General features: G+C 66.0%; 24 protein-coding genes. 7 read left to right on the forward strand and 17 right to left on the reverse strand.

The window, feature by feature from the left end:
- Nucleotides 1-148 precede the first annotated feature (148 nt).
- Entirely contained in the window at nucleotides 149-1399 is a 1251-nt protein-coding gene (locus G3N98_RS03470; protein WP_206147229.1) for a DUF1479 domain-containing protein, read from the reverse strand.
- Between the two features lie 110 nt (nucleotides 1400-1509).
- Nucleotides 1510-1899, reverse strand: coding sequence for a VOC family protein (locus G3N98_RS03475; protein WP_206147230.1), 390 nt, complete (start codon nucleotides 1897-1899; stop codon nucleotides 1510-1512).
- 72 nt (nucleotides 1900-1971) lie between these two features.
- On the opposite strand from G3N98_RS03475, the gene G3N98_RS03480 reads away from it, so the two are divergent.
- Complete coding sequence (locus tag G3N98_RS03480; protein ID WP_206147231.1) at nucleotides 1972-2949, forward strand: AraC family transcriptional regulator; 978 nt, start codon at nucleotides 1972-1974, stop codon at nucleotides 2947-2949.
- Nucleotides 2950-3039: 90 nt separating this feature from the next.
- Here G3N98_RS03480 and gltA read toward each other — a convergent pair whose 3' ends face one another.
- The 7 genes from gltA to G3N98_RS03515 all read right to left on the reverse strand — a co-directional run bounded on the left by gltA (nucleotide 3040) and on the right by G3N98_RS03515 (nucleotide 8971).
- Nucleotides 3040-4341 (reverse strand): citrate synthase, encoded by a 1302-nt coding sequence (gltA, locus tag G3N98_RS03485; RefSeq protein ID WP_011355741.1) that lies wholly within the window; start codon nucleotides 4339-4341, stop codon nucleotides 3040-3042.
- Nucleotides 4342-4407: 66 nt separating this feature from the next.
- A complete protein-coding gene (locus tag G3N98_RS03490) occupies nucleotides 4408-4677 on the reverse strand; it encodes a succinate dehydrogenase assembly factor 2 (protein ID WP_039358259.1) in 270 nt (89 codons plus the stop codon).
- Between the two features lie 7 nt (nucleotides 4678-4684).
- Nucleotides 4685-5386: a succinate dehydrogenase iron-sulfur subunit gene (locus G3N98_RS03495; RefSeq protein ID WP_011355743.1), complete on the reverse strand. Its 702-nt coding sequence runs from the start codon at nucleotides 5384-5386 to the stop codon at nucleotides 4685-4687.
- Nucleotides 5387-5407: 21 nt separating this feature from the next.
- The gene (gene sdhA / locus G3N98_RS03500; protein ID WP_206147232.1) at nucleotides 5408-7183 is read right to left on the reverse strand and encodes a succinate dehydrogenase flavoprotein subunit; all 1776 of its coding nucleotides are present in this window, start codon (nucleotides 7181-7183) and stop codon (nucleotides 5408-5410) included.
- Between the two features lie 3 nt (nucleotides 7184-7186).
- Nucleotides 7187-7555 (reverse strand): succinate dehydrogenase, hydrophobic membrane anchor protein, encoded by a 369-nt coding sequence (gene sdhD, locus G3N98_RS03505; protein ID WP_011355745.1) that lies wholly within the window; start codon nucleotides 7553-7555, stop codon nucleotides 7187-7189.
- Nucleotides 7556-7559: 4 nt separating this feature from the next.
- Nucleotides 7560-7976, reverse strand: a complete 417-nt coding sequence (gene sdhC, locus G3N98_RS03510) for a succinate dehydrogenase, cytochrome b556 subunit (RefSeq protein WP_034185792.1) — start codon at nucleotides 7974-7976, stop codon at nucleotides 7560-7562.
- A 170-nt stretch (nucleotides 7977-8146) separates the two neighbouring features.
- On the reverse strand, nucleotides 8147-8971 hold the full coding sequence (locus G3N98_RS03515) for a GntR family transcriptional regulator (RefSeq protein ID WP_124576438.1): 825 nt from the start codon (nucleotides 8969-8971) through the stop codon (nucleotides 8147-8149).
- 288 nt (nucleotides 8972-9259) lie between these two features.
- On the opposite strand from G3N98_RS03515, the gene G3N98_RS03520 reads away from it, so the two are divergent.
- The 5 genes from G3N98_RS03520 to acnA all read left to right on the forward strand — a co-directional run bounded on the left by G3N98_RS03520 (nucleotide 9260) and on the right by acnA (nucleotide 16429).
- On the forward strand, nucleotides 9260-10246 hold the full coding sequence (locus G3N98_RS03520; protein ID WP_006479357.1) for a malate dehydrogenase: 987 nt from the start codon (nucleotides 9260-9262) through the stop codon (nucleotides 10244-10246).
- A 183-nt stretch (nucleotides 10247-10429) separates the two neighbouring features.
- Nucleotides 10430-11437 carry an aldolase/citrate lyase family protein gene (locus tag G3N98_RS03525; protein WP_089474466.1) on the forward strand — a complete coding sequence of 336 codons (1008 nt, stop codon included), beginning with the start codon at nucleotides 10430-10432 and terminating at the stop codon, nucleotides 11435-11437.
- A 232-nt stretch (nucleotides 11438-11669) separates the two neighbouring features.
- Nucleotides 11670-12185 (forward strand): hypothetical protein, encoded by a 516-nt coding sequence (locus G3N98_RS03530; protein WP_089432390.1) that lies wholly within the window; start codon nucleotides 11670-11672, stop codon nucleotides 12183-12185.
- A 22-nt stretch (nucleotides 12186-12207) separates the two neighbouring features.
- The gene (locus G3N98_RS03535) at nucleotides 12208-13659 is read left to right on the forward strand and encodes a bifunctional 2-methylcitrate dehydratase/aconitate hydratase (protein WP_206147233.1); all 1452 of its coding nucleotides are present in this window, start codon (nucleotides 12208-12210) and stop codon (nucleotides 13657-13659) included.
- 52 nt (nucleotides 13660-13711) lie between these two features.
- Nucleotides 13712-16429 carry an aconitate hydratase AcnA gene (acnA, locus tag G3N98_RS03540; protein WP_206147234.1) on the forward strand — a complete coding sequence of 906 codons (2718 nt, stop codon included), beginning with the start codon at nucleotides 13712-13714 and terminating at the stop codon, nucleotides 16427-16429.
- Between the two features lie 122 nt (nucleotides 16430-16551).
- Here acnA and G3N98_RS03545 read toward each other — a convergent pair whose 3' ends face one another.
- Genes G3N98_RS03545 through G3N98_RS03555 form a run of 3 tightly spaced genes read right to left on the reverse strand, consistent with a single transcriptional unit; the run spans nucleotide 16552 to nucleotide 17740 of the window.
- Entirely contained in the window at nucleotides 16552-16989 is a 438-nt protein-coding gene (locus G3N98_RS03545; protein WP_206147235.1) for a DUF1801 domain-containing protein, read from the reverse strand.
- Nucleotides 16986-17417, reverse strand: a complete 432-nt coding sequence (locus tag G3N98_RS03550) for an SRPBCC domain-containing protein (protein WP_089427966.1) — start codon at nucleotides 17415-17417, stop codon at nucleotides 16986-16988. The genes G3N98_RS03545 and G3N98_RS03550 overlap by 4 nt, the downstream gene beginning before the upstream one ends.
- Nucleotides 17417-17740, reverse strand: coding sequence for a metalloregulator ArsR/SmtB family transcription factor (locus tag G3N98_RS03555; RefSeq protein WP_069252885.1), 324 nt, complete (start codon nucleotides 17738-17740; stop codon nucleotides 17417-17419). Before G3N98_RS03555 ends, G3N98_RS03550 begins: the two co-directional genes overlap by 1 nt.
- 646 nt (nucleotides 17741-18386) lie before the next feature.
- Between G3N98_RS03555 and G3N98_RS03560 the strand changes: the two genes are divergently transcribed.
- Nucleotides 18387-20120: a S53 family peptidase gene (locus G3N98_RS03560; protein WP_206147236.1), complete on the forward strand. Its 1734-nt coding sequence runs from the start codon at nucleotides 18387-18389 to the stop codon at nucleotides 20118-20120.
- A 106-nt stretch (nucleotides 20121-20226) separates the two neighbouring features.
- Here G3N98_RS03560 and G3N98_RS03565 read toward each other — a convergent pair whose 3' ends face one another.
- The 5 genes from G3N98_RS03565 to G3N98_RS03585 form a co-directional block, all read right to left on the reverse strand.
- Entirely contained in the window at nucleotides 20227-21645 is a 1419-nt protein-coding gene (locus G3N98_RS03565; protein WP_089474461.1) for an MFS transporter, read from the reverse strand.
- Nucleotides 21646-21862: 217 nt separating this feature from the next.
- Nucleotides 21863-22699, reverse strand: a complete 837-nt coding sequence (locus G3N98_RS03570) for an ABC transporter permease (protein WP_011355761.1) — start codon at nucleotides 22697-22699, stop codon at nucleotides 21863-21865.
- Nucleotides 22700-22736: 37 nt separating this feature from the next.
- Nucleotides 22737-23993: an ABC transporter permease gene (locus G3N98_RS03575; protein WP_206147245.1), complete on the reverse strand. Its 1257-nt coding sequence runs from the start codon at nucleotides 23991-23993 to the stop codon at nucleotides 22737-22739.
- A 102-nt stretch (nucleotides 23994-24095) separates the two neighbouring features.
- On the reverse strand, nucleotides 24096-25142 hold the full coding sequence (locus G3N98_RS03580; protein ID WP_089427970.1) for an ABC transporter substrate-binding protein: 1047 nt from the start codon (nucleotides 25140-25142) through the stop codon (nucleotides 24096-24098).
- Nucleotides 25143-25220: 78 nt separating this feature from the next.
- Nucleotides 25221-26327, reverse strand: coding sequence for an ABC transporter ATP-binding protein (locus G3N98_RS03585; protein WP_206147237.1), 1107 nt, complete (start codon nucleotides 26325-26327; stop codon nucleotides 25221-25223).
- Between the last annotated feature and the right edge of the window lie 72 nt (nucleotides 26328-26399).

A 26399-nucleotide genomic window follows, 5' to 3' on the forward strand; every position in this document is an offset into this window, starting at 1 on the left:
ACCATTATCGGAAGCCAAATTGCGCAATTCGCGTCGATTTCGGCTGCGCCGACAGCCGATTGCGTCGAATTGCGCTCGACACGCAGCGGATTCGGCAGCCCGCCGTTCGCCACCCGGCGAGCCGTCGCTTTCACGGACGGCACGCTGGCTACGCGCCCGCCCCGAACCCCATCTGCGAACGGCCGAGCGCCGTGAGATCGCCCTCCCCGCCCCGTCCGTCGAATTCGACCTCGAAATGATCGGCCGGGAAATCGGGCGGGCTCTCGCCGCGCAGGAACGCAGCGCGCTGGCGCTGCAGGTACGCGTCGTTCTTCGCGCAACCGGGCGCGGCGGCGATGTACATCACGTTGCTGTCGCCGCTGCCGCGGTGCGCATCCTCGACCGCGTGCACGACGTCGCCGTGCCAGAACACCGCATCGCCCGGCTCCATGTGCGGGATCGGCACCAGCGCGTCGAGCAGCAGCGCGTGCCATTCGGGCCGGATCGACAGCGCGCGGCCCGGGCGCGCGCCGCACAGGTCGTCGTCGGCCACGTCGTCCTGCAGCGCACGCAGCACGACGTAGGCCATCGCGTTCGCCACCGGGATCAACTGCAGCGTGCCGTCGCCTGGCCCCTGCGGCGTCAGCGCGGTCCAGCCCTGGAAGGTGCGGAACATCGAGCACACGGCCGACGACGGAATCTCCTCGACGTCGGGACGGAACGCCGCGTCGAACGGGTCGTAATCGCGCCAGCGACCGGCCAGCACGTGACGGTAGACCCGGCGGAAATTCGCGCCGAGCCAGCGTTCGACCGAACCGCCGTCGACATGCGGCGACAGCCCGAGCGACGTCGAGCCGGGCGGGCGGCGACGAATCCGGTCCGCATAGGCCGGCACCTGGTCGGGATCGAAGTGCGTGCGGCCGCCGTCCGCGTGCCGCCACAGCCGGTTCAGGAACACGCGCGCCTGGGTCAGGGCCGGCGACTGGCGCGCAGCCACCTGCGGCTTCGACCAGTAGACGCCGTAGATCTGCGGCTTGCCCGACGCGAGGTTGCCGAAATAACGGTCCTCGGCACGTGCGTGCAGCCGGTCGGTGAAGCGGTTCGCTTCCAGGTAGGCACCGATCTCGTCGTTCCAGTCGCGCGCCTGCTGCGGATCGAATACGCCACGGATCACGACCGCGCCATGCGTGCGGATCGCGGCAACCGCGTGCGGATCGACGGCCCCGCTCGCGATGTCCGCGAACGGCACCACCGGAATCACGTCACGACCATGCGCATGCGCGCGGCGAATCACATCGACCTGCCGCGCGATGTCGCCCTCCAGCTCACGGAACGTGGCCGCATGACCAGGCAGGTCGGCGCGCAGCGCCCTTTTCGCGTCGCGAATCGCGGCAGGCAGGTCGTCAATCGTCAGTTGCATCGTGGTCTCCTCGCTGACAGGTGTCGTGATGTGCTGTCAGCGTACGACCGGCGCACGACCGCGATTACCACTATCCGGCCAACTATCGATACAATCCGGACAACCGAGCGTCACGCCGGATGATGGCAGACCACGCACAGCTTGTTGCCGTCCGGATCGCGGAAATACGCGCCGTAGTAGTCGCGGTGATAGTCCGGCCGCAGGCCCGGCGGCCCTTCGCAGGTGCCGCCGTGGCGCAGCGCGAGCACGTGGCAGCGATCGACGTGCGCGCGGGTCGGCGCAACGAACGCGATCGTGTGGCCATTGCCCGGTTCGGGCGCGCGGCCGTCGAGCGGGTGGCCGAAGAAGAACAGCGGCCGGTCGGTGTCGGCCGGCATCCAGCCCGACCAGCCGTCCGGCTCGCGGAATTTCAGGCGCAGCCCGAGTTCCGCGAACAGCGGCGCGTAGAAATCGTAGGCGCGCGCGGTGTCGGCCACCCCCACGCAAACATGTGAAAACATGGCATCGCTCCGTCGTGACGATCGCTCACGATCATGCCACGGCGCGATGCCGGCTCTCCCCCGGAGGCCGCAATGAAACCGCAGTACGAGCACGTGACGTTCGCCCCCGGCTGTTCGATCCGCGTGTATCACCGTCAGCTCGCGCGCATCCCGTTCGAATGGCATCGCCATCCCGAATACGAACTGACGCTGACGCTCAACAGCCGCGGCCGGCGCTTCATCGGCGATCACGTCGCGCACTACGCGGACGACGACCTGGTGCTCGTGCCGCCCAACCTGCCGCATACGTGGTCGTCGAATGCACGCATCGATCGCGATGCGCCTGAAGTCGCGCTCGTCATCTGGTTCGACGGCGACTGGGCGCGGCGTCTGGCCGACTGTTGCCCCGAATACGCACCGCTGCGCTCGCTGCTGCGGCGTGCCGCACCGGGCCTGCGCTTCGACGCGGATGCAGCCCGCGCGATGCGCGTGCGGCTGCCGCAGTTGCTCGATCCGTCGCCGCGCACCCGGCTCGCGGCCGCGCTCGACACGCTCGCCGATCTCGCGGAAGCCGGCGGCGAACCGCTCGCCACCGCACACGCGTACGAGCGCACCGACGGCACGACACGCCAAACCGACGCAGCCGCCCCCGAAGCCGAACGCCTCGACCGCGTGCTCGACGCAATCGACCGGCACTTCCACGAGCCGTTGCGCATCGACGCGCTCGCCGCCACCGCGCATATGTCCGAACGCACTTTGCAGCGCCTGTTCGTCCGGCATCTCGGCGAAAGCGTCGGCCGCTACGTGCAGCGGCTGCGGCTCGCGCACGCGTGCCGACATCTCGTCGGCACCGACTGGCCGATCGCGACGGTGGCGGCGCGCTGCGGCATTCCGAATGCCGCGAACTTCAATCGCCAGTTCCTCGCCGCACGCGGGATGACGCCCGGCGCATACCGGCAGTTCTTCGTGCAGCACGGCCACGCGCCCGATCACGACGCACCCGCACTCGACACGCGCCCGCCGTCGCTGGAACGCCGCGCGGGCCGGAGCGATCCTCGGCCGCACAAATGAAAACACCCCGACGGGATGACCCGTCGGGGTGTCGTGGCGTTGCGATCGCCCGACGCGAGCAGCCAGCCGGCCGTTCGCGCCGCGCACGACTTAACGTGCGTTGAGCGGCTTCGCTTCGCGCGGCGTATCGCCGATGAACAGCTGACGCGGACGGCCGATCTTCTGTTCCGGATCGCCGATCATTTCGTTCCACTGTGCGATCCAGCCGACCGTACGTGCCATCGCGAAGATACACGTGAACATCGACGTCGGGATGCCCAGCGCGCGCTGGACGATGCCCGAGTAGAAGTCGACGTTCGGGTACAGCTTGCGCGACACGAAGTATTCGTCTTCCAGCGCGATCTTCTCGAGCTGCATCGCGAGCTTGAACAGCGGGTCGTCGTGCAGGCCCAGTTCGTTCAGCACTTCGTAGCACGTTTCGCGCATCAGCTTCGCACGCGGGTCGTAGTTCTTGTACACGCGGTGACCGAAGCCCATCAGCTTCACGCCCGAATTCTTGTCCTTCACCTGCTTGATGAATTCGGGGATGTTGTCCGGCGAACCGATCTGCTCGAGCATGTTCAGCGCGGCTTCGTTCGCACCACCGTGCGCCGGGCCCCACAGACAGGCGATACCGGCAGCGATACACGCGAACGGGTTCGCGCCCGACGAGCCGGCCAGGCGGACGGTCGACGTCGATGCGTTCTGCTCGTGGTCGGCGTGCAGGATCAGGATACGGTCGAGCGCGCGGACGAGCACGTCGTTGACCTTGTACTCTTCGCACGGGTTCGAGAACATCATGTGCATGAAGTTCGCGCTGTACGACAGCGAGTTCTTCGGATACACGAACGGCTGGCCGATGCTGTACTTGTACGCCATCGCGACGAGCGTCGGCAGCTTCGCGATCATGCGGATCGCCGACACTTCACGGTGACGCGGATCGTTGATGTCGAGCGAGTCGTGGTAGAACGCCGACAGCGCGCCGACTGCAGCGACCAGGATCGCCATCGGGTGCGCGTCGCGACGGAAGCCACGGAAGAAGAAGTGCATCTGCTCGTGCACCATCGTGTGCTTCGTGACGGTGTCGACGAATTCCTTCTTCTGCGCTGCGTTCGGCAGTTCGCCCTTCAGCAGCAGGTAGCAGCTTTCGAGGAAGTCGGCGTTTTGCGCGAGGTTGTCGATCGGGTAGCCGCGGTACAGCAGCTCGCCCTTGTCGCCGTCGATGTACGTGATCGCCGAATTACAAGCTGCCGTCGACATGAAGCCCGGGTCGTACGTGAACTTGCCGGTCTGGCCGTACAGCTTGCGGATGTCGATCACGTCCGGGCCCATCGTGCCCTTGTAGATCGGCAGTTCGACGCTCGGCGAGTTGTCGCTGAACGATAGCGTGGCTTTAACATCAGACGGAGTCATGGCACATCCTCAATCGAAATAAAGAAACGGGATTCGATAACGGGCACAACGCGTTACACCTTGGCGTTACACGTTGCGCAGCATCTCCAACAGCCGGTGAATATCCGGGCTGTCTAGGTCGCCTTCTGGTTCCTTGCGCGCGAGGAGCAAGTCCATCAGGTCGTTGTCGCTCAGATCGAGCAGGCGCGACAACGCGCCTACGTCTGCATCGGTGAGGTCATGCTCGTATCTGCTGAAGAAACGCTCGAAAATGATGTCGTTCTCCAGCAGACCCCGCCGCGCACGCCAGCGAAGGCGTGCGCGACGGTGCGGGTCGGATTGATGCGAATCGCTCATCTCAACCTTAAACAGCGCGGCGAACCATCAGTTCCTTGATCTTGCCGATCGCCTTCGTCGGGTTCAGGCCCTTCGGGCAAACGTCGACGCAGTTCATGATCGTGTGGCAACGGAACAGGCGGTACGGGTCTTCCAGGTTGTCGAGACGCTCGCCGGTGGCCGTGTCGCGGCTGTCCGCGATGAAGCGGTAAGCCTGCAGCAGGCCGGCCGGGCCGACGAACTTGTCCGGGTTCCACCAGAAGCTCGGGCACGACGTCGAGCAGCTCGCGCACAGAATGCACTCGTACACGCCGTCGAGCTCGTCGCGCTCTTCCGGCGACTGGAGGCGTTCCTTCTCCGGCGGCGGCGCGTCGTTGATCAGGTACGGCTTGATCGAGTGGTACTGGTTGAAGAAGTGCGTCATGTCGACGATCAGGTCACGCACGACGGGCAGGCCCGGCAGCGGACGCAGCACGATCTTCTGCGGCAGGTCGTTCAGGTTCGTCAGGCACGCGAGACCGTTCTTGCCGTTGATGTTCATCGCGTCCGAACCGCACACGCCTTCACGGCACGAACGGCGGAACGACAGCGTCTCGTCCACGGCCTTCAGCTTGACCAGTGCGTCGAGCAGCATGCGCTCGTGCTCGAGCTCCAGCTCGTACGTCTGCATGCGCGGCGCTGCGTCCTTGTCCGGATCGTAGCGGTAGACTTCAAAAATGCGTTTTGCCATTTCGGATTCCTTTGACTCGGCTTAGAACGTGCGCGGCTTCGGCGGCACGGATTCGACCGTCAGCGGCTTCATTTGTACCGGCTTGTAGTCGAGGCGATCGCCTTCGCTGTACCACAGCGTGTGGCGCAGCCAGTTCTCGTCGTCGCGGTGTTCGTAGTCGCTGTGGGCGTGTGCGCCACGGCTTTCCTTGCGCGCTTCCGCCGACACCATCGTTGCGCGAGCAACTTCGATCAGGTTCTCCAGCTCGAGCGCTTCGACGCGCGCGGTGTTGAACATCTTCGACTTGTCCTTCAGGTGGATGTTTTCCACGCGCGCCGCCAGGCCGGCCATCTGCTCGACGCCTTCCTTCAGCAGTTCCGACGTGCGGAACACGCCTGCGTGCTTCTGCATCGTCGAGCGGATGTCGTTCGCGACGTCCTGCGTGTATTCACCCGAGGTCGACTTGTCGAGCTTCGCCAGGCGTGCCAGCGAGAATTCGCCCGCATCGGCCGGCAGCGGCTTGTGTTCCTTCTGGTTCTTCACGTGCTCGACGATGTGGTTGCCGGCCGCACGGCCGAACACCACGAGGTCCAGCAGCGAGTTCGTGCCGAGGCGGTTCGCGCCGTGCACGGACACGCACGAGCATTCGCCCACTGCGTAGAAGCCGTTGACCGGATCCTTGTGACCGCGCGACGTGCCGACGACCTGGCCGTGGATGTTGGTCGGGATGCCGCCCATCTGGTAGTGGATCGTCGGGACGACCGGGATCGGTTCCTTGATCGCGTCGACGTTCGCGAACTTCAGCGCGATTTCGCGGATCGACGGCAGACGCTTCATGATCGTCTCGGCGCCGATGTGCGACAGGTCGAGCAGCACGTGATCCTTGTTCGGACCCACGCCGCGGCCTTCCTTGATTTCCTGGTCCATCGAACGCGACACGAAGTCACGCGGCGCCAGATCCTTCAGCGTCGGCGCGTAGCGCTCCATGAAGCGCTCGCCGTTCGCGTTGCGCAGGATACCGCCTTCGCCGCGCACGCCTTCGGTGATCAGCACGCCCGCGCCGGCCACGCCGGTCGGGTGGAACTGCCAGAACTCCATGTCCTGCAGCGCGATGCCCGAACGCGCAGCCATGCCGAGGCCGTCGCCGGTGTTGATGAACGCGTTGGTCGATGCCGCGAAGATCCGGCCTGCGCCGCCCGTCGCGAACAGCGTCGTCTTGCCTTCCATGATGTAGACGTCACCCGTCTCCATCTCGAGGGCCGTCACGCCGAGCACGTCGCCTTCCGCGTCGCGGATCAGGTCGAGCGCCATCCATTCGACGAAGAACTGCGTCTTCGCTTCGACGTTCTGCTGGTACAGCGTGTGCAGCAGCGCGTGACCGGTACGGTCGGCGGCCGCGCAGGCGCGCTGAACCGGCTTCTCGCCGTAGTTCGCGGTGTGGCCGCCGAACGGGCGCTGGTAGATCGTGCCGTCCGCGTTACGGTCGAACGGCATGCCGAAGTGCTCGAGTTCGTACACGACGTTCGGCGCTTCACGGCACATGAATTCGATCGCGTCCTGGTCGCCGAGCCAGTCGGAGCCCTTGATCGTGTCGTAGAAGTGGAAGTGCCAGTTGTCTTCGCTCATGTTGCCGAGCGACGCGCCGATACCGCCCTGCGCGGCCACCGTGTGCGAACGGGTCGGGAACACCTTCGACAGCACGCCGACCGACAGGCCCGCGCGCGACAGTTGCAGCGCCGCGCGCAAGCCGGAGCCGCCCGCGCCGACGATCACTACGTCAAACTTGCGGCGCGGGAGATTAGTTTTGATTGCAGCCATTCTTTACACTCTCCAGAGAATCTGCGCGGCGTAGCCCGCACATGCGAGCAGCCAGACGATGGTCAGCGATTGCAGCAGCAGGCGCACACCGACGGGCTTCACGTAGTCCATCCAGATGTCGCGCACGCCGACCCATGCGTGGTAGAAGAGGGAAAGCAGCATCACGAAGGTCGCGAGCTTCATCCATTGCGCGGCGAAGATCGATGCCCAGCCTTCGTACGAGAAATCGTGCGCGCCGAAGAACAGGACGAGCAGAATGACCGTGTAGACCGCCATGATCGTGGCGGTGATGCGCTGCGCAAGCCAGTCGCGCAGGCCGTAATGAGCGCCGACGACGAGGCGCTTCGAGCCGATTCGGTTATTGGCTGCCATTTTCTTAGAATGCTCCGAACAGTTTGAGTGCCATGGCGATCGTCAGCGCGATCGAGACGACAAAGACGACGACTGCCGTCCGCTTGCCGCCTTCCTTCGTGACGGCGTCGTGGTTGACGTCCATCAGCAGGTGGCGAATGCCGGCGCAGAAATGGTGGAAGAAGGCCCACGACAGTGCGAGGACGATCAGCTTGACGATGATGTTGGAGAGGAAAGCCTTGAAGACTTCGAAGCTGAGCTCGGACGTGAGGCTCTGGTCGAAGAGGAACAGCAGGAACGGCAGGAACAAGAACAGCAGCGCGCCGCTGACTCGATGGAGAATCGACAATATCGCTGCCAGCGGCATGCGATATTTCATCGTGATATCGCCGAATCCGATGTTCCGGTATTCCGGCCTCGGCTTTCTTACTGCATCAGTCATGCTAGACCCCTACTATGTTGTCACACTAATCCGCGATTTTAGCGCCTTTTTATATCGCGCTGCAGCGAAAGTCTGCTCTGGATAGTTGCGCGAACAAGAACAAAGGCGGCCCGAAACGTGCTTCGCGAACGTGGGGAACGCGAACGCACTCGGCTTGAGCCGATACACCGTCAACTCAAGTCATTCTGATAGTAGTACCCGGTTGTGACATACCAGCCGCGACGCACTTCCACCGGCCGGTCTCCGTATGTATAGGACACACGCTCGACCGACAGCAAAGGGAAACCCGCCGGCACGTGCAGCAGGTCGGCCACCGCCGGCTCCGCCGCGACCGCGCGGATCTTTTCCGTCGCGCGGATCATCCGCGTGCCGAACTCCGTCTCGAACATCGCGTAGAGCGGCCCCTTGTACTCGCTCAGCCGCTCGAACGTGAGCCCTCGGAACATCGCGCCCGGCAGCCAGATCTCGTCGAGCACCGTCGCTTCGTTCTCGAACTCCAGCAGGCGGCGCACCTGCACGACCGGATCGGCCGGCTTCAGGTCGAGTTGCCGCGCGATCTCGGCCGGCGCGCGCAGGCGCCGGCATTCGAGCAGGCGGCTCACGTGCGGATGCTCGGCCCCGTCGTCGGCCAGCAGCCGCAGGAAGCGGAACTGCGCGCGATCTTCGTTGTGCGTCGCAACAAAAGTGCCTTTGCCCTGCCGCCGGACCACGAGGTTTTCGGCGGCCAGCTCGTCGATCGCCTTGCGGACGGTGCCCTGGCTGACCTTGTAGCGGGCCGCGAGCTCCACCTCGCTCGGGATGATCTCGCCCGGCTTCCACTCGCCGGTTTCGAGACTTTGCGTGATCAATGACTTAATCTGCTGGTATAACGGGCTGAACGTCGGCGACGGAGCCGCCGCGGGCGAAGGTGCGGGATCGCTCGCGCCCGGCTGCCCTGGGCCGCCTGCGCCGGTCTGATTCGCGGTATTCGCCTGGTTCGATGTCATGGCGCGCATTTCATCACAAACCGCACTTTTAAGTCCACTCAATTTCCGCAAAACATCTGTCTTATATAAGACATATGATACCGTTTGACTTTGAGCCGGACGGCTCCTACACTCCGGGTCGAGCAAGGGTTCGCGGGTGCAAAAGCGCGTCCCCGGCTACGTGCCACGGCCGTCTCCAGGTTCACCGCGTCTGCCATCGCGAGTCCTCCGCCCTGCTTCAATGCAACACTCAGCACAACGCGCATAGAATGGCGTTTTCGCGAGTGTCCAACGCTTCACCCGTCCTGGAGATTTTCAATGGCTAAGCCCGCAAAGCGCGTTGCCGTCACCGGCGCCGCAGGTCAAATCGCTTACTCCCTGCTGTTCCGCATCGCGAACGGCGACCTGCTCGGCAAGGACCAGCCGGTCATCCTGCAACTGCTCGACCTCCCGCAAGCCCAAGGCGCCGTCAAGGGCGTCGTGATGGAACTCGACGATTGCGCGTTCCCGCTGCTCGCGGGCGTCGTGATCACCGATGATCCGAAGGTCGCATTCAAGGATGCCGACGTCGCACTGCTGGTCGGCGCACGTCCGCGCTCGAAGGGCATGGAGCGCAAGGACCTGCTGTCGGCCAACGCCGAAATCTTCACGGTTCAGGGCGCCGCGCTGAACGAAGTCGCGAGCCGCGACGTGAAGGTGCTGGTCGTCGGCAACCCGGCGAACACGAACGCCTACATCGCGATGAAGTCGGCGCCGGATCTGCCGAAGAAGAACTTCACGGCCATGCTGCGCCTCGACCACAACCGCGCGCTGTCGCAACTCGCGGCGAAGTCGGGCAAGCCGGTCGCATCGATCGAGAAGCTCGCCGTGTGGGGCAACCACTCGCCGACGATGTACCCCGACTTCCGCTTCGCGACCGCCGAAGGCGAATCGCTGCTGAAGCTGATCAACGACGACGTGTGGAACCGCGACACGTTCATCCCGACCGTCGGCAAGCGCGGCGCGGCGATCATCGAAGCGCGCGGCCTGTCGTCGGCAGCGTCGGCAGCGAACGCGGCGATCGACCACGTGCGTGACTGGGTCCTCGGCACGAACGGCAAGTGGGTCACGATGGGCATCCCGTCGGACGGCTCGTACGGCATCCCCGAAGACATCATCTACGGCGTGCCGGTCACCTGCGAAAACGGCGAGTACAAGCGCGTCGAAGGCCTGGAAATCGACGCGTTCTCGCGCGAGAAGATGGACGGCACGCTGGCCGAGCTGCTCGAAGAGCGCGATGGCGTCGCCCACCTGCTGAAGAACTAAGCATCAGGCACTCGCCGGGCAGCCCTCGGGCAGCCCGGTTTCGGCCCGGGCCGGCATGCCGCCGGCCCGGCCGACCGATCCGATCCGCGCACGTTTTGCCGCCCCGCGCTTGCCGCGCACCGGCCCAGAACGCGCCCGAATCCGATTTTCTCCACGTTGACCCGCTTCCCTGACGTAGACGAGATGGCCGCGCTCACTCCCGCACAAGTGCTGTACGACGGGGCGTCCCCGCCCGCGATCCTGCCCTGCTGCGATCATTACGCGGGCAGCGAAAAGCTGATGCGCAAGTCGCTCGCGCTGCAGGCCGAGCTGGGCCCCGTGTTCGACATCACGCTCGACTGCGAAGACGGCGCCGCCGTCGGCCAGGAAGCCGCGCATGCGGCACTCGTCACCGACATCCTCGGCAGCGACGAGAACCGCTTCGGCCGCGTCGGCGTCCGCATCCACGACTTTTCCCACCCGCACTGGCGCGACGACGTACGCATCGTGCTGCGTGCGGCGCGTGCCCCCGCCTACATCACGCTCCCGAAGATCGCCAGCGCCGCCGATGCCGCCGAAATGACCGCGTTCATCGAAGGCACGCGCCGCGAGCTCGGCATCGCGCAGCCGATTCCCGTCGACGTGCTGGTCGAGACGCACGGCGCGCTCGCGCAGGCGGCCGCCCTCGCCGCGCTGCCGACGGTCGGCACGCTGAGCTTCGGGCTGATGGATTTCGTCTCCGCGCACCACGGCGCGATTCCGGATTCCGCGATGCGCTCGCCCGGCCAGTTCGAGCACCCGCTCGTGCGCCGCGCGAAGCTGGAAATCGCCGCGGCCTGCCACGCGCACGGCAAGACGCCGTCGCACAACGTGACGACCGAGGTGCGCGACATGAGCGTCGTCGCCGCCGATGCGCGCCGCGCGCGCGACGAATTCGCGTTCACGCGGATGTGGAGCATCCACCCCGCGCAGATCCGCCCGATCGTCGACGCATTCGCGCCGCGCACCGACGAGGTCGCGCTGGCCGCCGAGATCCTGCTGGCCGCGCAGGCCGCCGACTGGGGCCCGACGCGCCACGGTGATACGCTGCACGATCGCGCGAGTTACCGCTATTACTGGTCGGTGCTGCGCCGCGCACGGGCCACCGGCCAGCCCGTGCCGGCCGAGGCCGCGCCGCTGTTCGGCCCGGCCGCCGAGGGCGGCGCGCCGTAAGCGCGTTCTGCCCGCGCCGATACACGAGTTTCATGCATTCGACGAGGCGCGAACCGGATAGAGGTTTGCGAAACGACAAAAAACGTAACGGAGCCCGAAAACCTGATATACACGCGGCCAAATAGGTGAAAATAGCGGCCGCTGCGCGCTTTCGGGGCGCGTGCAGTTTCAAACCGGCCGGCGGCGCAGATTGCCGGCCCTTGTCAACTGATTATCGAAAGGTTCTGACTCCATGAAGAAACTCCTGATCGCTACCGCCATCGGCGCCTTGTCCGCCACGATGCTGGTGTCGGCTCCGAGCGCGTTTGCCCAGGGTACGACCACGACGACCGCGAAGAAGGCAGCGGCCAAGCGCCCGGCGCCGGCCAAGCGCATCATCCCGCGCAGCAAGAAGGCGCAGGCACGTGCCGCGGCGAAGGTCGATCCGGTACCGGACGGCGCAGTCAAGTGGTCCTGCAAGGAAGGTCTGTCGTTCGACCTCGCCGGTGACATGAAGCGCGACCAGGTCGTCACGGTTCACTGGGCGAAGAAGAACTACAAGCTGCCGCGTCAGGCCACGACGACGGGCGCCGACACGTTCTACGATCCGGCCGCGGGCTTCAAGCTGGTCGTGATCCCGAGCAAGGCGATGCTGTTCTCCGACGCGAACGGCGGCGAACGCCTCGCGGACGAATGCGTGACGCCGGAAATGGCGCAAGGCACGCCGGCACCGACGCAGTCGAACGAGCTGAAGCCGGCAACGAACTAAGCGCGTTCCCATCGGCCCCTCGATGTCCGCCCCGGTCTCCAACGTCCGCCCTGCTCCGGATACGGTACTCGTCGATATCGTCGACTACGTGCTGAATGCCGGCATCGACAGCGCGCTCGCGCTGGAGACGGCGCGTCATTGCCTGATCGACACGCTCGGATGCGGACTCGAGGCGCTCTCCTACCCTGCCTGCACCAAGCTGCTCGGCCCCGTCGTGCCCGGCACGATCGTGCCGAACGGCGCGAAGGTGCCCGGCACGTCCTTCCAGCTCGATCCCGTGCAGGCCGCCTTCGGCATCGGCGCGATGATCCGCTGGCTGGACTTCAACGACACCTGGCTCGCCGCCGAATGGGGTCATCCGTCCGACAACCTCGGCGGGATCCTGGCGACGGCCGACTGGCTTTCCCGCACGGCCCGCGCGGCCGGCCGGAAGCCGCTCACGATGCGCGACGTGCTGGTCGCGATGATCCAGGCCCACGAGATCCAGGGCTGCCTCGCGCTCGAGAATTCGTTCAATGCGGTCGGGCTCGACCACGTGCTGCTCGTGAAGGTCGCGTCGACGGCCGTCGTCGGCCGGTTGCTCGGGCTCACGCGCGACGAGCTGATCAACGCAGTGTCCAACGCGTTCGTCGACGGCCACGCGCTGCGCACCTACCGCCACGCGCCGAACACCGGCTCGCGCAAGTCCTGGGCGGCCGGCGATGCAACCTCCCGCGCGGTGCGCCTCGCGCTGATCGCGAAAACGGGTGAAATGGGCTACCCGTCGGCGCTCACCGCCAAGACCTGGGGCTTCTACGACGTGCTGTTCGACGGCAAGCCGTTCCGCTTCCAGCGCCCGTACGGCACGTACGTGATGGAAAACGTGCTGTTCAAGATCGCGTTCCCCGCCGAATTCCACGCGCAAACGGCCGCCGAGGCCGCGCTGCAGCTGCACGCGCAGCTCGCCGCCGCGGGCCGCACGACCGACGACATCGGCCGGATCACGATCCGCACGCACGCAGCCGCGATCCGCATCATCGACAAGCAGGGCCCGCTCGCCAATCCGGCCGACCGCGACCACTGCATCCAGTACATGGTCGCCGTGCCGCTGCTGCACGGCCGGCTGACCGCGGCCGACTACGAAGACTCGGCCGCCGCCGATCCCCGCATCGACGCGCTGCGCGCGAAGACCGTGTGCGTCGAGGATCCGCAGTTCACGCAGGATTACCACGACCCGGACAAGCGCTCGATCGCGAATGCACTGACGATCGAGTTCGCGGACGGGTCGAAGCTTGCCGAGGTGGCGGTCGAATACCCGCTCGGCCACCGGCGGCGCCGGGCCGAAGGCATCCCGCTCCTGGTCGAGAAGTTCAGGACCAACCTTGCCCGCCGCTTCCCGGCCAAGCAGCAACAAGCGATTCTCGACGTGTCGCTGGACCAGGCAAAGCTCGAAGCGATGCCGGTCGATGAGTACGTCGACTTGTATGTGATATAGCCGTCAGATACAGGACTCTTTGTTTCCTAGCCTTAAACCCAGGAAAATCACCATGGCCCACAATCTCCACAAGACCCTCAAGGAATTCGACAGCGGTTCCGGCAAAGGCAAGTTCTACTCGCTGCCGCAGCTCGGCAAGGAACTGAAGACGAAGATCGAACGCCTGCCGGTGTCGATCCGTATCGTGCTCGAGTCCGTGCTGCGCAACTACGACGGCAAGAAAATCACCGAAGAGCACATCCAGCAGCTCGCGAACTGGAAGCCGAACGACAAGCGCGTCGACGAGATTCCGTTCGTGGTGTCGCGCGTGGTGCTGCAGGACTTCACGGGCGTGCCGCTGCTCGCCGACATCGCGGCCATGCGCGGCGTCGCGGAGCGTACCGGCAAGAACCCGAAGAAGATCGAGCCGCTGGTCCCGGTCGATCTCGTCGTCGACCACTCGGTGCAGATCGACTACTTCCGCCAGAAGGACGCGCTCGACCTGAACATGAAACTGGAATTCCAGCGCAACAACGAGCGCTACCAGTTCATGAAGTGGGGCATGCAGGCATTCGACACGTTCAAGGTCGTGCCGCCGGGCGTCGGCATCGTCCACCAGGTGAACCTGGAATACCTCGCGCGCGGCGTCCACAAGAAGGCGGACGGCGGCGACACCGTGTACTACCCGGACACCCTCGTCGGCACCGACAGCCACACGACGATGATCAACGGCATCGGCGTGGTCGGCTGGGGCGTGGGCGGCATCGAGGCGGAAGCCGGCATGCTCGGCCAGCCGGTGTACTTCCTGACGCCGGACGTCGTCGGCGTCGAGCTGAAGGGCAAGCTGCGCGAAGGCGTGACGGCCACCGACCTGGTGCTGACGATCACCGAAATGCTGCGCAAGGAGAAGGTCGTCGGCAAGTTCGTCGAGTTCTTCGGCGAAGGCACGAAATCGCTGTCGCTGCCGGACCGCGCGACGATCGGCAACATGGCGCCGGAATACGGCGCGACGATGGGCTTCTTCCCGGTCGACGAAAAGACGATCGACTACTTCGAAGGCACGGGCCGCACGAAGGCCGAAATCGCCGCGTTCGAAAACTACTTCAAGGCGCAGAAGCTGTTCGGCATCCCGAAGGCCGGCGACATCGACTACACGAAGGTCGTGACGCTGGACCTGACGACGGTCGCGCCGTCGCTGGCCGGCCCGAAGCGCCCGCAGGACCGCATCGAGATCGGCCACGTCAAGTCGACGTTCACCGACCTGTTCTCGAAGCCGGTCGCGGAAAACGGCTTCGCGAAGAAGGCGGAAGACCTCGGCACGCAATACACGACGAGCAACGGCGTCGACGTGAAGAACGGCGACATCCTGATCGCCGCGATCACGTCGTGCACGAACACGTCGAACCCGAGCGTGCTGCTGGCCGCCGGCCTGCTCGCGAAGAAGGCGGTCGAGGCCGGCCTCACGGTCGATCCGAAGATCAAGACCTCGCTCGCGCCGGGATCGCGCATCGTCACCGAGTACCTGACGAAGACGGGCCTGCTGCCCTACCTGTCGAAGCTCGGTTTCGAAGTCGCGGCCTACGGCTGCACCACCTGTATCGGCAACGCGGGCGACCTGACGCCGGAGCTGAACGAAGCGATCACGAAGAACGACATCGTCGCGGCGGCCGTACTGTCGGGCAACCGTAACTTCGAAGCGCGGATCCACCCGAACATCCGCGCGAACTTCCTCGCGTCGCCGCCGCTGGTCGTCGCCTACGCGATCGCCGGCAACATCACGCGCGACCTGATGACCGAACCGGTCGGCAAGGGCAAGGGCGGCCGCGACATCTACCTCGGCGACATCTGGCCGACGAGCGAAGAAATCCACGCGCTGCTCAAGTTCGCGCTCGACCCGAAGAAGTTCGAGGACAACTACTCGAAGCTGACCAAGAAGGGCGACCTCTGGAGCAAGATCGAGGGCGAATCGGGCCAGGTCTACGACTGGCCGAAGTCGACGTACATCGCCGAGCCGCCGTTCTTCGGCAACGACTTCTCGATGGAACCGGCTGCATCGATCCCGACGGTCAAGGGCGCGCGTGCACTGGGCATCTTCGGTGACTCGGTCACGACCGACCACATCAGCCCGGCAGGCTCGATCAAGGAAGACTCGCCGGCAGGCAAGTGGCTGAAGGAGAACGGCGTGCAGAAGGCCGACTTCAACAGCTACGGCTCGCGCCGCGGCAACCACGACGTGATGATGCGCGGCACGTTCGCGAACGTCCGGATCAAGAACCTGATGATCCCGGCGAAGGCAGACGGCACGCGCGTCGAAGGCGGCCTGACGATCCACCAGCCGAGCGGCGAACAGCAATCGATCTATGACGCAGCGATGCAGTACGTTGCCGCCGATACGCCGACGGTCGTGTTCGCGGGCGAAGAGTACGGCACGGGCTCGTCGCGCGACTGGGCCGCGAAGGGCACGCAACTGCTCGGCGTGAAGGCCGTGATCGCACGCAGCTTCGAGCGCATCCACCGCTCGAACCTGGTCGGCATGGGCGTGCTGCCGCTGCAGTTCAAGGGCGCGGACAGCGTCCAGTCGCTCGGCATCACCGGTGAAGAAACGTATGACATCGAAGGCCTCGGCGACGACTTCAAGCCGCAGCAGGACGTCACGCTCGTGATCCACCGCAAGAACGGCGAATCGCAGCGCGTGCCGGTGCTGCTGCGCATCGATACGCCGATCGAAGTCGACTACTACAAGCACGGCGGGATCCTGCCGTTCGTGCTGCGCTCGCTGCTCGCAGCGTAAGCGCCCTGCACCTTGCAGGTGCCGCAGCCGCCTCGCGGGCGGTTGCGGCCGATTTGGATGCCCGACCTCGTGTCGGGCTTTTTTTTGCCTGCGCTACGCCGCGTGACCGGTCGTGCGGCGCGTCATGCCGCCTTGTCGGCCCGCGCCTTCGTGCCTGCGCCCACTCGCCGGGTGTTCTTCTTCAGATGCGTGCGGTTGTAGTCGATCGCCGCGCGCACCAGATTCTTCAGCGCTCGCTTGTCGAGCTTGTCGCCTTCGAAGAAATCGATCGCGCGCCGCGCATTGCCGTCGAGGCCGTCGTTAAAGAGCTTGTCGGGATCGGGCAACTGCGCGCCGTGCATGAAGGTCAGCTTCACCTTGCCCTTGTGCGCGTTCGCCACCGCAATCATCCCGTCGCACGACCATACGGGGCTGCCCATCCATTTCCATTCCTCGACGATGCCCGCCTGCGCGTCGAGGATCGTCTGGCGCAGGTCGGCGAAGGTCTTGCCGCGCCAGTCGGCGATGCCGGCGATCAGCGCGTCGATACGCTCCGACGGCGTGAGGTCGGTTGGGCTCATGCGCGGGCCTCCGTGCCTTCGTCGGGGCGTGCCAGCACCTGTTCGAGCGAGTCGAAGAAGCGGACCCAGCCGTGCTGCGCGCCGCGGTACGCCTGCTCCTGGTCGGGACGGAAGCCGACCTGCTCCATCCGCAGGTGCGTGCCGCGCGGCGTCGGCGTGAGCGTCCACGTGACGACGCTTTCGAGGCCGTACGCGGCCCACGTATAGGACAACGCATGCGGCGGCTCGATCGTCAGGACCGTGCAGTCGACCGAGCCCCAGTCCGCACGGAAGCTGAAGGCACGGCCCGCGACGGGCTCGAAGTCGCTCTTCATCAGCCACGCCTCGATCAGGTGCGGTTGCGTGAGCGCGCGCCAGATCTTCTCCGGCGGATGAGGCAGCTCCCGGTCGACGACGACGGAGCGCGTTTCGGTGGTGGCCTGGTTCATTACTGATCCATCCTTTTCAGAAGATCTTCGAGGGCATCGAACCGGGTCTGCCAGAAGCCGGCCATCTGGCTCGTCCAGTCGATCAACGGGGCCAGCGCTTGAGGCTGCGCGCTGTAGTGCGTCTGCCGGCCTTCGTGGCGGTCGCTCACGAGCCCGGCCTGCTTCAGGACGCCCAGATGCTTCGAGACGGCGGGCTGCGAGACGCCCGCATGGGCCGTCAGCGCGGCAACCGTCAGCTCGCCGTCGGCGCACAGCCGCTCGAAGAGCGCGCGGCGCGTGGGATCGGCAAGTGTCCTGAAAAGCATGTCGTGTGCGTTCTGCATGTCCAAATCCATAACCCGATGGTTATGGATTGAAGCATATCCGCTGATCGACGCACGTCAAGGCGGAATTTCGCGAACGACGCCCGCGCGATCTTGCGCGGGCCGGCTGTCCGCCGCGCCGGTGTGTGGACGCCCCCGAATTCGAGCCTTTCCTCTAATCCGCAATTGCCGCATGCGATCCGAAAGTCGCCTGCAAGACTGCCGGAAGCACCGTTCCACAGTTCGGGAAACGTTTGCGGTCGAGCGACCCCATTTTTGTGCACGCGCGAATCCGTTCCTGCCGTGTCGCTGCGTTTGACCACATAGTGCGACGCGGCACGCGACACCGACTGGTCGCGCGCGATGCGTTCACGCGGAGATCCGCTCCGCGATCGCGCACGTTCCGGCGTCGCGACGAGCGACTCGTGCGTGCGAGCGTCGCGCATGGCTGCGCGGCCGTATCGCGAACCGGTTCCGCTCGCCGCTGCCGCAAATCGCTTACGCGCATGACGCAGCACATGCGTGCACCCGTGCCGATGTCAGAACTGACAGCTATGGAAAATGGCAGCTACCCGAACGACAGCGACGCCCTACGCTCGTCACCGCTCGCGGCCCCACAAGGGCCGGGGGTTCCAGTAACGTCGCCTCTCCTAAAAAAGGACTCCCGATGAAAAGGAACACCTGGTTTGCCCTTCCCCTTCCGTCGCCCCGCCGCCTCGCGTGCGTGGCACCGTTCGTGTTCGCCGCCGCCGCGGCGCATGCGACGACGGATTGGGTCGATACGCATACGAAGGCCTTTCTGACCGGCCCGCAGTTGATGGCGCGCAGCGCGGCGCCGTCGCTCGAACTGGCAGGCGGTGAAACGACCAACGTCGTCGTCAGCCTGAAACTGCGCAACGCCGCTCAGCTCAAGCAACTGGCGCGCGACGTGAACCGGCCGGGCAGCGCGCATTACCGCCAGTACCTCACGCACGAGCAGTTCCTCGCCAACTACGCGCCGACCGAAGCGCAGGTGAAGTCGGTCGTCGACTATCTGCACAAGAGCGGCTTCGTGAACGTCGAGGTTGCGCCGAACCGCCTGCTGGTCTCCGCCAGCGGCACGGCCGCCACCGTGAAGACCGCATTCAACACGTCGCTCGTGCACTTCGACTACGCGGGTCACTCGGGCTTCGCGAACACGTCGACTGCGCAGGTGCCGCGCGCGCTCGGCGACGTCGTCGGCTCGGTGCTCGGGCTGCAGAGCGTCGCCCACGCGCGGCCGCTGCTGCGCATCGGCAACGTGTCGAAGCCGCAGGCGCTCGCGGCCGGCACGGCGACCGGGCACTATCCGAAGGAATTCCCGGGCCTCTACAACGCAACCGGCGTGCCGACCGCAGCCGGCGTCACCGTCGGCATCATCACGATCGGCGGCGTGTCGCAGACGCTGCAGGACCTGAAGCAGTTCACGTCGAGCAACGGTTACGGCACGGTGTCGACGCAGACCATCAAGACCAACGGCTCGGGCGGCAGCTACACCGACGACCAGGACGGCCAGGGCGAGTGGGATCTCGACAGCCAGTCGATCGTCGGCTCGGCCGGCGGCCAGGTCGGCAAGCTCGTGTTCTACATGGCCGACCTCAATGCGAGCGGCAACACGGGCCTCACGCAGGCGTTCAACCGCGCGGTGTCGGACAACACCGCGAAGGTGATCAACGTATCGCTCGGCTGGTGCGAAACCGATGCGAACGCGGACGGCACGCTCGACGCCGAGGAACAGATCTTCACGACCGCCGCGGCGCAAGGCCAGACGTTCTCCGTTTCGTCGGGCGACGAAGGCGTGTACGAGTGCAACAACCGCGGCTATCCGGACGGCTCGAACTACACGGTATCGTGGCCGGCTTCGTCGCCGCACGTGCTCGCGATCGGCGGCACGACGCTCTACACGACGTCGTCGGGGGCGTTCTCGAGCGAGACGGTGTGGAACGAAGGGCTCGACGGCAACGGCAAGCTGTGGGCGACGGGCGGCGGCGTCAGCACGATCCTGCCCGCGCCGTCGTGGCAATCGGGCAGCAACCGCCAGTTGCCGGACGTCTCGTTCGACGCCGCGCAAAGCACGGGTGCGTACATCTACAACTACGGCCAGTTGCAGCAGATCGGCGGCACGAGCCTCGCCGCGCCGATCTTCACCGGCCTCTGGGCGCGCCTGCTCGCAGCGAACGGCACGGGCCTCGGCTTCCCGGCCGGCAAGTTCTACGCCGACATTCCGTCGAACCCGTCGCTCGTGCGCTACGACGTGGTGTCGGGAAACAACGGCTATCAGGGGTATGGCTATAACGCAGGCACCGGCTGGGATTACACGACCGGCTTCGGCAGCCTGAACATCGCGAACCTCAACCAGCTGATCAAGTCGGGCGGGTTCTAAGCGAAGCGTGAAGGCCGGCGCGTGGCGGGGGTTCGTTGCGCGCCGGCTCGAAAATTTCCCGCGATGGTCGTTCGGCCATCGGCTTGCGCCGCAACCGCGCGCCACCCTACTCCGTCGCCTGCTCGCCCACGCGCTCCGACGCGGCAGGCACGCCGGCCCGATGCGACGGCGCAAAGAGCCGCAATCCGCTCGCGACGCTCGCGGCCCCGGCGAAGCCCGCGCCGAGCATCAGCGCGAGCGTCGGCCCGTGGCGTCCCGCGATCCCGAACGACAGCGCGACGAGCGCCGCGCCCGTCGCCTGCCCGATCAGCCGCGCGGTCGCGATGATCCCGCTCGCGCCGCCGCTGCGCTCGGGCGGTGCGCTCGACATCAGCGCCTTCAGGTTCGGCGACTGGAAGAAACCGAAGCCGGCGCCGCACAGCATCATCCGCCAGCCGATGTCGACGACGCCGGGCGCCGCCGGCAACGCGGCGAGCGACACCATGCCCGCGCTCAGCAACGCCAGACCGATCGCGCCGAGCAGGCCGGGCGGATAGCGATCCGACAAGCGCCCCGCGATGGGCGCGGCGAGCGCGACGATGACCGACCACGGCGTCATCAGGAAGCCCGTCTCGACCGCATTGCGATGCAGGACGGTTTCGAAATAGAACGGCAGCGACACGAACGCGAGCCCCTGCGCGGCAAACGCGCACACCGCGGTCAGCGCGGACAGCGTGAACACCGGCCGGCGAAACAGGTCGACCGGCAGCATCGGCGCCGGGTGCCCGGCCTGACGACGGATCAGCAGCCAGCCGAAGGTGAGCGCGACCGCCGCCGCCGCGAACACGATGGAAAGTGGCCCGCGCTGCGCGAATTCGCCGAGCGCGAAGATCAGCGACGCGAACGTGATCACGTTGAACAACGCCGCGACCGGATCGAACGCATGCTTGCCGCGCGCCGTCTGCGGCAGCGACGGAATCGCCACGGCAAGCGCGAACACGCCGAGCGGCACGTTCACCGCGAACAGCCACGGCCATGCGGCGACCGACAGGATCAGCGACGCGATGGTCGGCCCCACCGCGAACGACACGCCGACCACGAGCGCGTTGAAGCCGACGCCGCGCCCGAGCCGATGCGCGGGAAACAGCCCGCGGATCAGCGCGACGTTCACGCTCATGATCGCGCTCGCGCCGAAGCCCTGCACGATCCGCGCGGCCGTCAGCATCGGCAGCGTCGACGCGAGCGAGCAGCCGAGCGACGCAACCGTGAACACCGCGAGCCCGGCGACATACACGCGCTTGTGGCCGACGATGTCGCCGAGCGACGCGAACGGCAGCAGCGTCGCGACCATCGCGAGCTGGTACGCGTTGATGATCCAGACGGACGCGGCCGGCGATGCATGCAGGTCGGCGGCGATCGCGGGCAGCGCGGTGTTCGCGATCGCGGTGTCGAGCGTCGCGAGCGCGACGGCCAGCAGCACGGCGGACATCGCACGCCAGTTGACGGCCGGCTCATGCGCGCCGGCGGGGGAAGCGAATTCGGACAAGATGAGGCTCGGCTGACAAGCGACGCGTTGCGCCGCGTCGCGGATTGGACTCGCGGCGGCGTTCCGGACCCACCGCACGGAACGCGCGCCGCCGCGCCCCGTATTGTTGCAGAGCCGTATCGAACGTGCAGGCGGCCGCCTCGTCAGTCAGCGAAATGAAAGCAAATGCGTGGCCGCGCAGGACGCGCGGCAACGCAGGCACGGCAGGCGCGCCGCGTCAGGTCACCGCGCGCCGCGCATTGCGACCGCGCAGCCATTCGAGCGCCAGCAGCAGGCTCGTCGAGAAGATGATCAGGATCGTTGCGAGCGCAGCGATCGTCGGGCTGATGTTCTCGCGGATACCGGTGAACATCTGGCGCGGCAGCGTCGTCTGGTCCGCGCCCGCGAGGAACAGCGTGACGACGACTTCGTCGAACGACGTCGCGAACGCGAACAGCGCGCCGGACATCACACCCGGTGCGATCACCGGCAGCGTCACGCGGAAGAACGTCGACACCGGATTCGCGCCGAGCGACAGGCTCGCGCGCACGAGGTTCTGGTTGAAGCCCTGCAGGGTTGCCGCCACCGTCGTCACGACGAACGGCACGCCGAGCGCCGCGTGCGCGGCGATCAGCCCCGTATAGGTGTTCGCGAGCCCGAGCGGCGCGAAGAACAGGTACATGCCGACACCGACCACGACGACCGGCACGATCATCGGCGACAGCAGCACGGCCATCAGCAGCCCCTTGCCGCGGAAGTCGGCCTTCGTGAGACCGATCGCGGCAAGCGTGCCGAGCACGGTCGCGACGACGGTTGCCGACGGTGCGACGATGAAGCTGTTCTTCGCGGCCATCCGCCATTCGTCCGATGCGATCAGGTTCTCGTACCAGCGCGTCGAGAAACCCGGGATCGGATAGACGAGGAACGTGCTCGACGAAAACGACAGCGGCACGATCGCAAGCACCGGCAGGATCAGGTACAGCAGCGTCAGCACGACGAGCACACGCAATGCGACGTACCACGCGCGCTCGACGAACGACATGTGCGGCGCGAACAGCGGCCTGGCGAGTTTCATGGTCGGATTCCCCTTCCCGTTTCGTTGCACGCGGCGCTCAGCCGAGGCTCACGTTGGTGCGCGTGAAGCGCCCGTACACCGCGTACAGCACGAGCGTCGCCGCGAGCAGCAGCCCGCCGAGCGCGCACGCCATGCCCCAGTTGATCGTCACGTTCGTGAAATACGCGACGTAGTAGCTGACCATCTGGTCGTTCGGCCCGCCGAGCAGCGCGGGCGTGATGTAGTAGCCGATCGCGAGAATGAACACGAGCAAGGCGCCCGCGCCGACGCCCGGGTAGGTCTGCGGCACGTACACGCGCCAGAACGCGGCGAACGGATGGCTGCCGAGCGACACGGCCGCGCGCTGGTAGGTCGGCGGGATCGATTTCATCACGCTGTACAGCGGCAGGATCATGAACGGCAGCAGGATGTGCGTCATCGAGATGTACACGCCGACGCGGTTGAACAGCAGCGTCAGCGGATGCGAGATCAGCCCGCTGCCGATCAGCGCCGTATTGATGAGCCCTTCGCTCTGCAGCAGCACGATCCATGCGGCGACGCGCACGAGCACCGACGTCCAGAACGGAATCAGCACGAGGATCATCACGAGGTTGGCCCGCCGCTCCGACAGCGTCGAGATCCAGTACGCGAGCGGATAGCCGAGCAGCAGCGCGAACAGCGTGACGGCGACGCCGATCACGAACGTGCGGCCGAAGATCGCGAGATAGATCGACTGGTCGGGGTCGGCCTGCACGATGTGGCCGAAGCCGTCCTGCTTGTGGTCGAGCGCGGCGAGCAGGTAGAACGGCGAATACGCGCTGCCGTTCTTCGCGATCGCCTGCCAGTAGGCGGCATCGCCCCAGCGCGAATCGAGCTCGACCAGCTTGTCGCGCGTCTGCGCGGGCGTCAGTGCCGCGTCGTTGTCGCCCTTCAGCGGCATCGCGCGCGCCGTCTTCGCGACGAGCGAGCGATAGCCGGGAATCTCGGTGTTCAGCCGCCGCGCGAGCGCCCCCATCGCCTCGCTGTCGGCCACCTTCGTCATGTCGGCCGCGAGTGCGACATACGCGGCGTCGGCCGGCGGCGCCTTGCGGTCCCAGCCCGACAGCGCCCGGACCGTGTTCGGCAGCGCTGCGGCGATCTCGGGGTTCTGCACCGCGCGCGTGAGCAGCGTGCCGATCGGCACGACGAAAATCAGCAGCAGAAAAATCGCGAGCGGCGCGACCAGCAGCAGTGCCATCGTGCGCTTGCGGGCCTCGGCGGCCTTCAGCTCGCGCTTGAGCGCGGCGTTCGACGGCGAGGAAGGCGCGATCGTCATCGTATTCAACGGTTCTCTCCGGCCGGGCACGATCCGGCGGAAGGCCGCGCGACACGATCGACGCGTCGCGCGGCCGGTTGCATCAGGATGCCTGAACGACGGTTACTTCGTCGCCCACGCGGCGAAACGCTGCTCGAGCTCGTCGCTGTGGTCGGTCCAGAAACCGATGTCTTCCAGCACCGCATTCTTGCCGTTGGCCGGCGAATTCGGCAGGTTCGCGAGCGTCTTCGCGTCGAGCGACTTGATCGCCGCGATGTTCGTCGGGCCGTACGCGATGTGCTGCGCATAGCCCTGCTGCGGCTTCGGCGTCAGCGTGTACGCGATGTACTGCTCGGCCAGCGCCTTGTTCGGCGAGCCCTTCGGAATCGCCCAGTAGTCGAGGTCGTAGATGCTGCCGTTCCACACGACCTTCAGGTTCTTGCCTTCCTTCTGCGCGGCGTCGATGCGGCCGTTGTACGCGGTCGACATCACGACGTCGCCGGCGACGAGGAACTGCGGCGGCTGCGCGCCCGCTTCCCACCACTGGATGTTCGGCTTCAGCTCGTCGAGCTTCTTGAACGCGCGGTCCTGGCCGGCCTTCGTGCCGAGCACCTTGTACACGTCCTTCGGCGCGACGCCGTCGGCCATCAGCGCGAATTCGAGGTTGTAGCGCGCGCCCTTGCGCATGCCGCGCTTGCCGGGGAATTTCTTCACGTTCCAGAAATCGGCCCAGCCGGTAGGCGCCGATTTCAGCTTGTCCGCGTTGTACGACAGCGCCGTCGACCACACGAAGAAGCCGACGCCACACACCTGCGGCGCTTCCGGAATCAGGTCGGATTTCTTCGCGATCTTCGACCAGTCGAGCTTCTCGTACAGCCCTTCGTCGCAGCCGCGGTTCAGGTCGCCCGATTCGACTTCGACCACGTCCCAGTTGACGTGCTTCGCCTCGACCATCGCCTTCACTTTCGCCTGCTCGCCGTTGTATTCGACGGCCGTGACCTTGTTGCCGGTCGCCTTCTCGAACGGCTGGTTGAACGCGGCCTTCTGTGCGTCGCCGTTCGCGCCGCCGAAGTTGACGACCGTGAGTTCGGCAGCCGATGCCGATGCGCCGACGACGGCGAGCGCCAATGCCAGCGCGGTGCGCCGTGCGGTAATGCGTGCTCGGTTCATGGTGGTTCCTCTCCTCTCGTGGTGGAAGTGGGCAGTTGTTGTTGACGACGTGCTACGGAAAATCGGGGGAAACCCTGCTCAAGCGAACACGCGCAGGTGTTCGGGCGAGAACGCGAGCGCGACCGGTGCGCCGGGCGAGAACGCATCGAGCGCGCCGGTGCCGAGCGGCACCTTCACGAAGCATTCGTCCTGGCCGGGCAGCGCGCAGCGCATGCGCACGTGGTCGCCGAAATAGATGAGGCTGCGCGCCTCGCCGCTCAACTGGTTGGCGGCCGCGCCGTTCGCGTGCCCGTTCGCGCCGTGCGCGGCGAGGCTCATGCGTTCGGGGCGGATGCACGCGACGGCCGGCGCACCCTCGGTCGCATCGCCGATGTGACGGCCGACGAGCTTCGTGCCGTCGTCGAGCCGGAATTCGCAGAATTCGCCGTCGACGCGCGCGATGGTGCCGCGCAGCCGGTTGCTGTCGCCGATGAAGTTCGCGACGAATTCGTTGCATGGCGATTCGTACAGGCGGTCCACGGTGTCGAGCTGCTGCACGATGCCCTTGTCGAACACGGCGACGCGATCGGACATCGTCAGCGCCTCGCCCTGGTCGTGCGTCACGTACACGAAGGTCACACCGAGTTTTTCATGCAGCGCCTTCAGTTCGTACTGCATGTGTTCGCGCAGCTGCTTGTCGAGCGCGCCGAGCGGCTCGTCCATCAGCACCAGCTTCGGCTCGAACACGAGCGCGCGCGCCAGCGCGATGCGCTGCTGCTGGCCGCCCGACAACTGCGCCGGGTAGCGCTTCGCGAAGCGCTCCATCTGCACCATCTTCAGCGCGTGCGCGACGCGTTCCGCGCGCTCGGCCGCCGGCAGCTTGCGCACGGTCAGCGGATACGCGACGTTCTGCTCGACCGTCAGGTGCGGAAACAGCGCGTAGTTCTGGAACACCATGCCGATGTTGCGCTTGTGCGGCGGCACGTTGTTCAGCAGCTCGCCGTCGAGGCGGATCTCGCCGCCGGTCGGGAATTCGAAGCCGGCCAGCATCATCAGGCAGGTGGTCTTGCCCGAGCCGGACGGCCCGAGCAGCGTCAGGAATTCCCCGCGGTGGATATCGAGGTCGAGCGATTTGACGACCAGCGTTTCGCCGTCGTAGGTCTTCCGCACGCCGCGAAAGCTGACGATCACATCATCGGACTTCATCGTGGCTGTCCCCTTGCTTCGCGACAATTGATTTTGAGATGCGAGCCACTATACGGCGCCCACGGTTCTACA

The organism is Burkholderia sp. Tr-20390, assembly GCF_017104595.1.
GTDB lineage: Bacteria > Pseudomonadota > Gammaproteobacteria > Burkholderiales > Burkholderiaceae > Burkholderia.

Excerpts from the sequence above, each read along its gene's own strand:
- sdhC (WP_034185792.1), bottom strand. The coding sequence starts at position 7,976 with ATGACTGATGCAGTAAGAAAGCCGAGGCCGGAATACCGGAACATCGGA.
- G3N98_RS03495 (WP_011355743.1), bottom strand. The coding sequence starts at position 5,386 with ATGGCAAAACGCATTTTTGAAGTCTACCGCTACGATCCGGACAAGGAC.
- G3N98_RS03470 (WP_206147229.1), bottom strand. The coding sequence starts at position 1,399 with ATGCAACTGACGATTGACGACCTGCCTGCCGCGATTCGCGACGCGAAA.
- G3N98_RS03560 (WP_206147236.1), top strand. The coding sequence starts at position 18,387 with ATGAAAAGGAACACCTGGTTTGCCCTTCCCCTTCCGTCGCCCCGCCGC.
- acnA (WP_206147234.1), top strand. The coding sequence starts at position 13,712 with ATGGCCCACAATCTCCACAAGACCCTCAAGGAATTCGACAGCGGTTCC.
- gltA (WP_011355741.1), bottom strand. The coding sequence starts at position 4,341 with ATGACTCCGTCTGATGTTAAAGCCACGCTATCGTTCAGCGACAACTCG.
- G3N98_RS03550 (WP_089427966.1), bottom strand. The coding sequence starts at position 17,417 with ATGAACCAGGCCACCACCGAAACGCGCTCCGTCGTCGTCGACCGGGAG.
- G3N98_RS03545 (WP_206147235.1), bottom strand. The coding sequence starts at position 16,989 with ATGAGCCCAACCGACCTCACGCCGTCGGAGCGTATCGACGCGCTGATC.
- G3N98_RS03570 (WP_011355761.1), bottom strand. The coding sequence starts at position 22,699 with ATGAAACTCGCCAGGCCGCTGTTCGCGCCGCACATGTCGTTCGTCGAG.
- G3N98_RS03580 (WP_089427970.1), bottom strand. The coding sequence starts at position 25,142 with ATGAACCGAGCACGCATTACCGCACGGCGCACCGCGCTGGCATTGGCG.
- sdhA (WP_206147232.1), bottom strand. The coding sequence starts at position 7,183 with ATGGCTGCAATCAAAACTAATCTCCCGCGCCGCAAGTTTGACGTAGTG.
- sdhD (WP_011355745.1), bottom strand. The coding sequence starts at position 7,555 with ATGGCAGCCAATAACCGAATCGGCTCGAAGCGCCTCGTCGTCGGCGCT.
- G3N98_RS03480 (WP_206147231.1), top strand. The coding sequence starts at position 1,972 with ATGAAACCGCAGTACGAGCACGTGACGTTCGCCCCCGGCTGTTCGATC.
- G3N98_RS03535 (WP_206147233.1), top strand. The coding sequence starts at position 12,208 with ATGTCCGCCCCGGTCTCCAACGTCCGCCCTGCTCCGGATACGGTACTC.
- G3N98_RS03585 (WP_206147237.1), bottom strand. The coding sequence starts at position 26,327 with ATGAAGTCCGATGATGTGATCGTCAGCTTTCGCGGCGTGCGGAAGACC.
- G3N98_RS03555 (WP_069252885.1), bottom strand. The coding sequence starts at position 17,740 with ATGCAGAACGCACACGACATGCTTTTCAGGACACTTGCCGATCCCACG.
- G3N98_RS03520 (WP_006479357.1), top strand. The coding sequence starts at position 9,260 with ATGGCTAAGCCCGCAAAGCGCGTTGCCGTCACCGGCGCCGCAGGTCAA.
- G3N98_RS03530 (WP_089432390.1), top strand. The coding sequence starts at position 11,670 with ATGAAGAAACTCCTGATCGCTACCGCCATCGGCGCCTTGTCCGCCACG.
- G3N98_RS03490 (WP_039358259.1), bottom strand. The coding sequence starts at position 4,677 with ATGAGCGATTCGCATCAATCCGACCCGCACCGTCGCGCACGCCTTCGC.
- G3N98_RS03515 (WP_124576438.1), bottom strand. The coding sequence starts at position 8,971 with ATGCGCGCCATGACATCGAACCAGGCGAATACCGCGAATCAGACCGGC.
- G3N98_RS03525 (WP_089474466.1), top strand. The coding sequence starts at position 10,430 with ATGGCCGCGCTCACTCCCGCACAAGTGCTGTACGACGGGGCGTCCCCG.
- G3N98_RS03575 (WP_206147245.1), bottom strand. The coding sequence starts at position 23,993 with ATGACGATCGCGCCTTCCTCGCCGTCGAACGCCGCGCTCAAGCGCGAG.
- G3N98_RS03475 (WP_206147230.1), bottom strand. The coding sequence starts at position 1,899 with ATGTTTTCACATGTTTGCGTGGGGGTGGCCGACACCGCGCGCGCCTAC.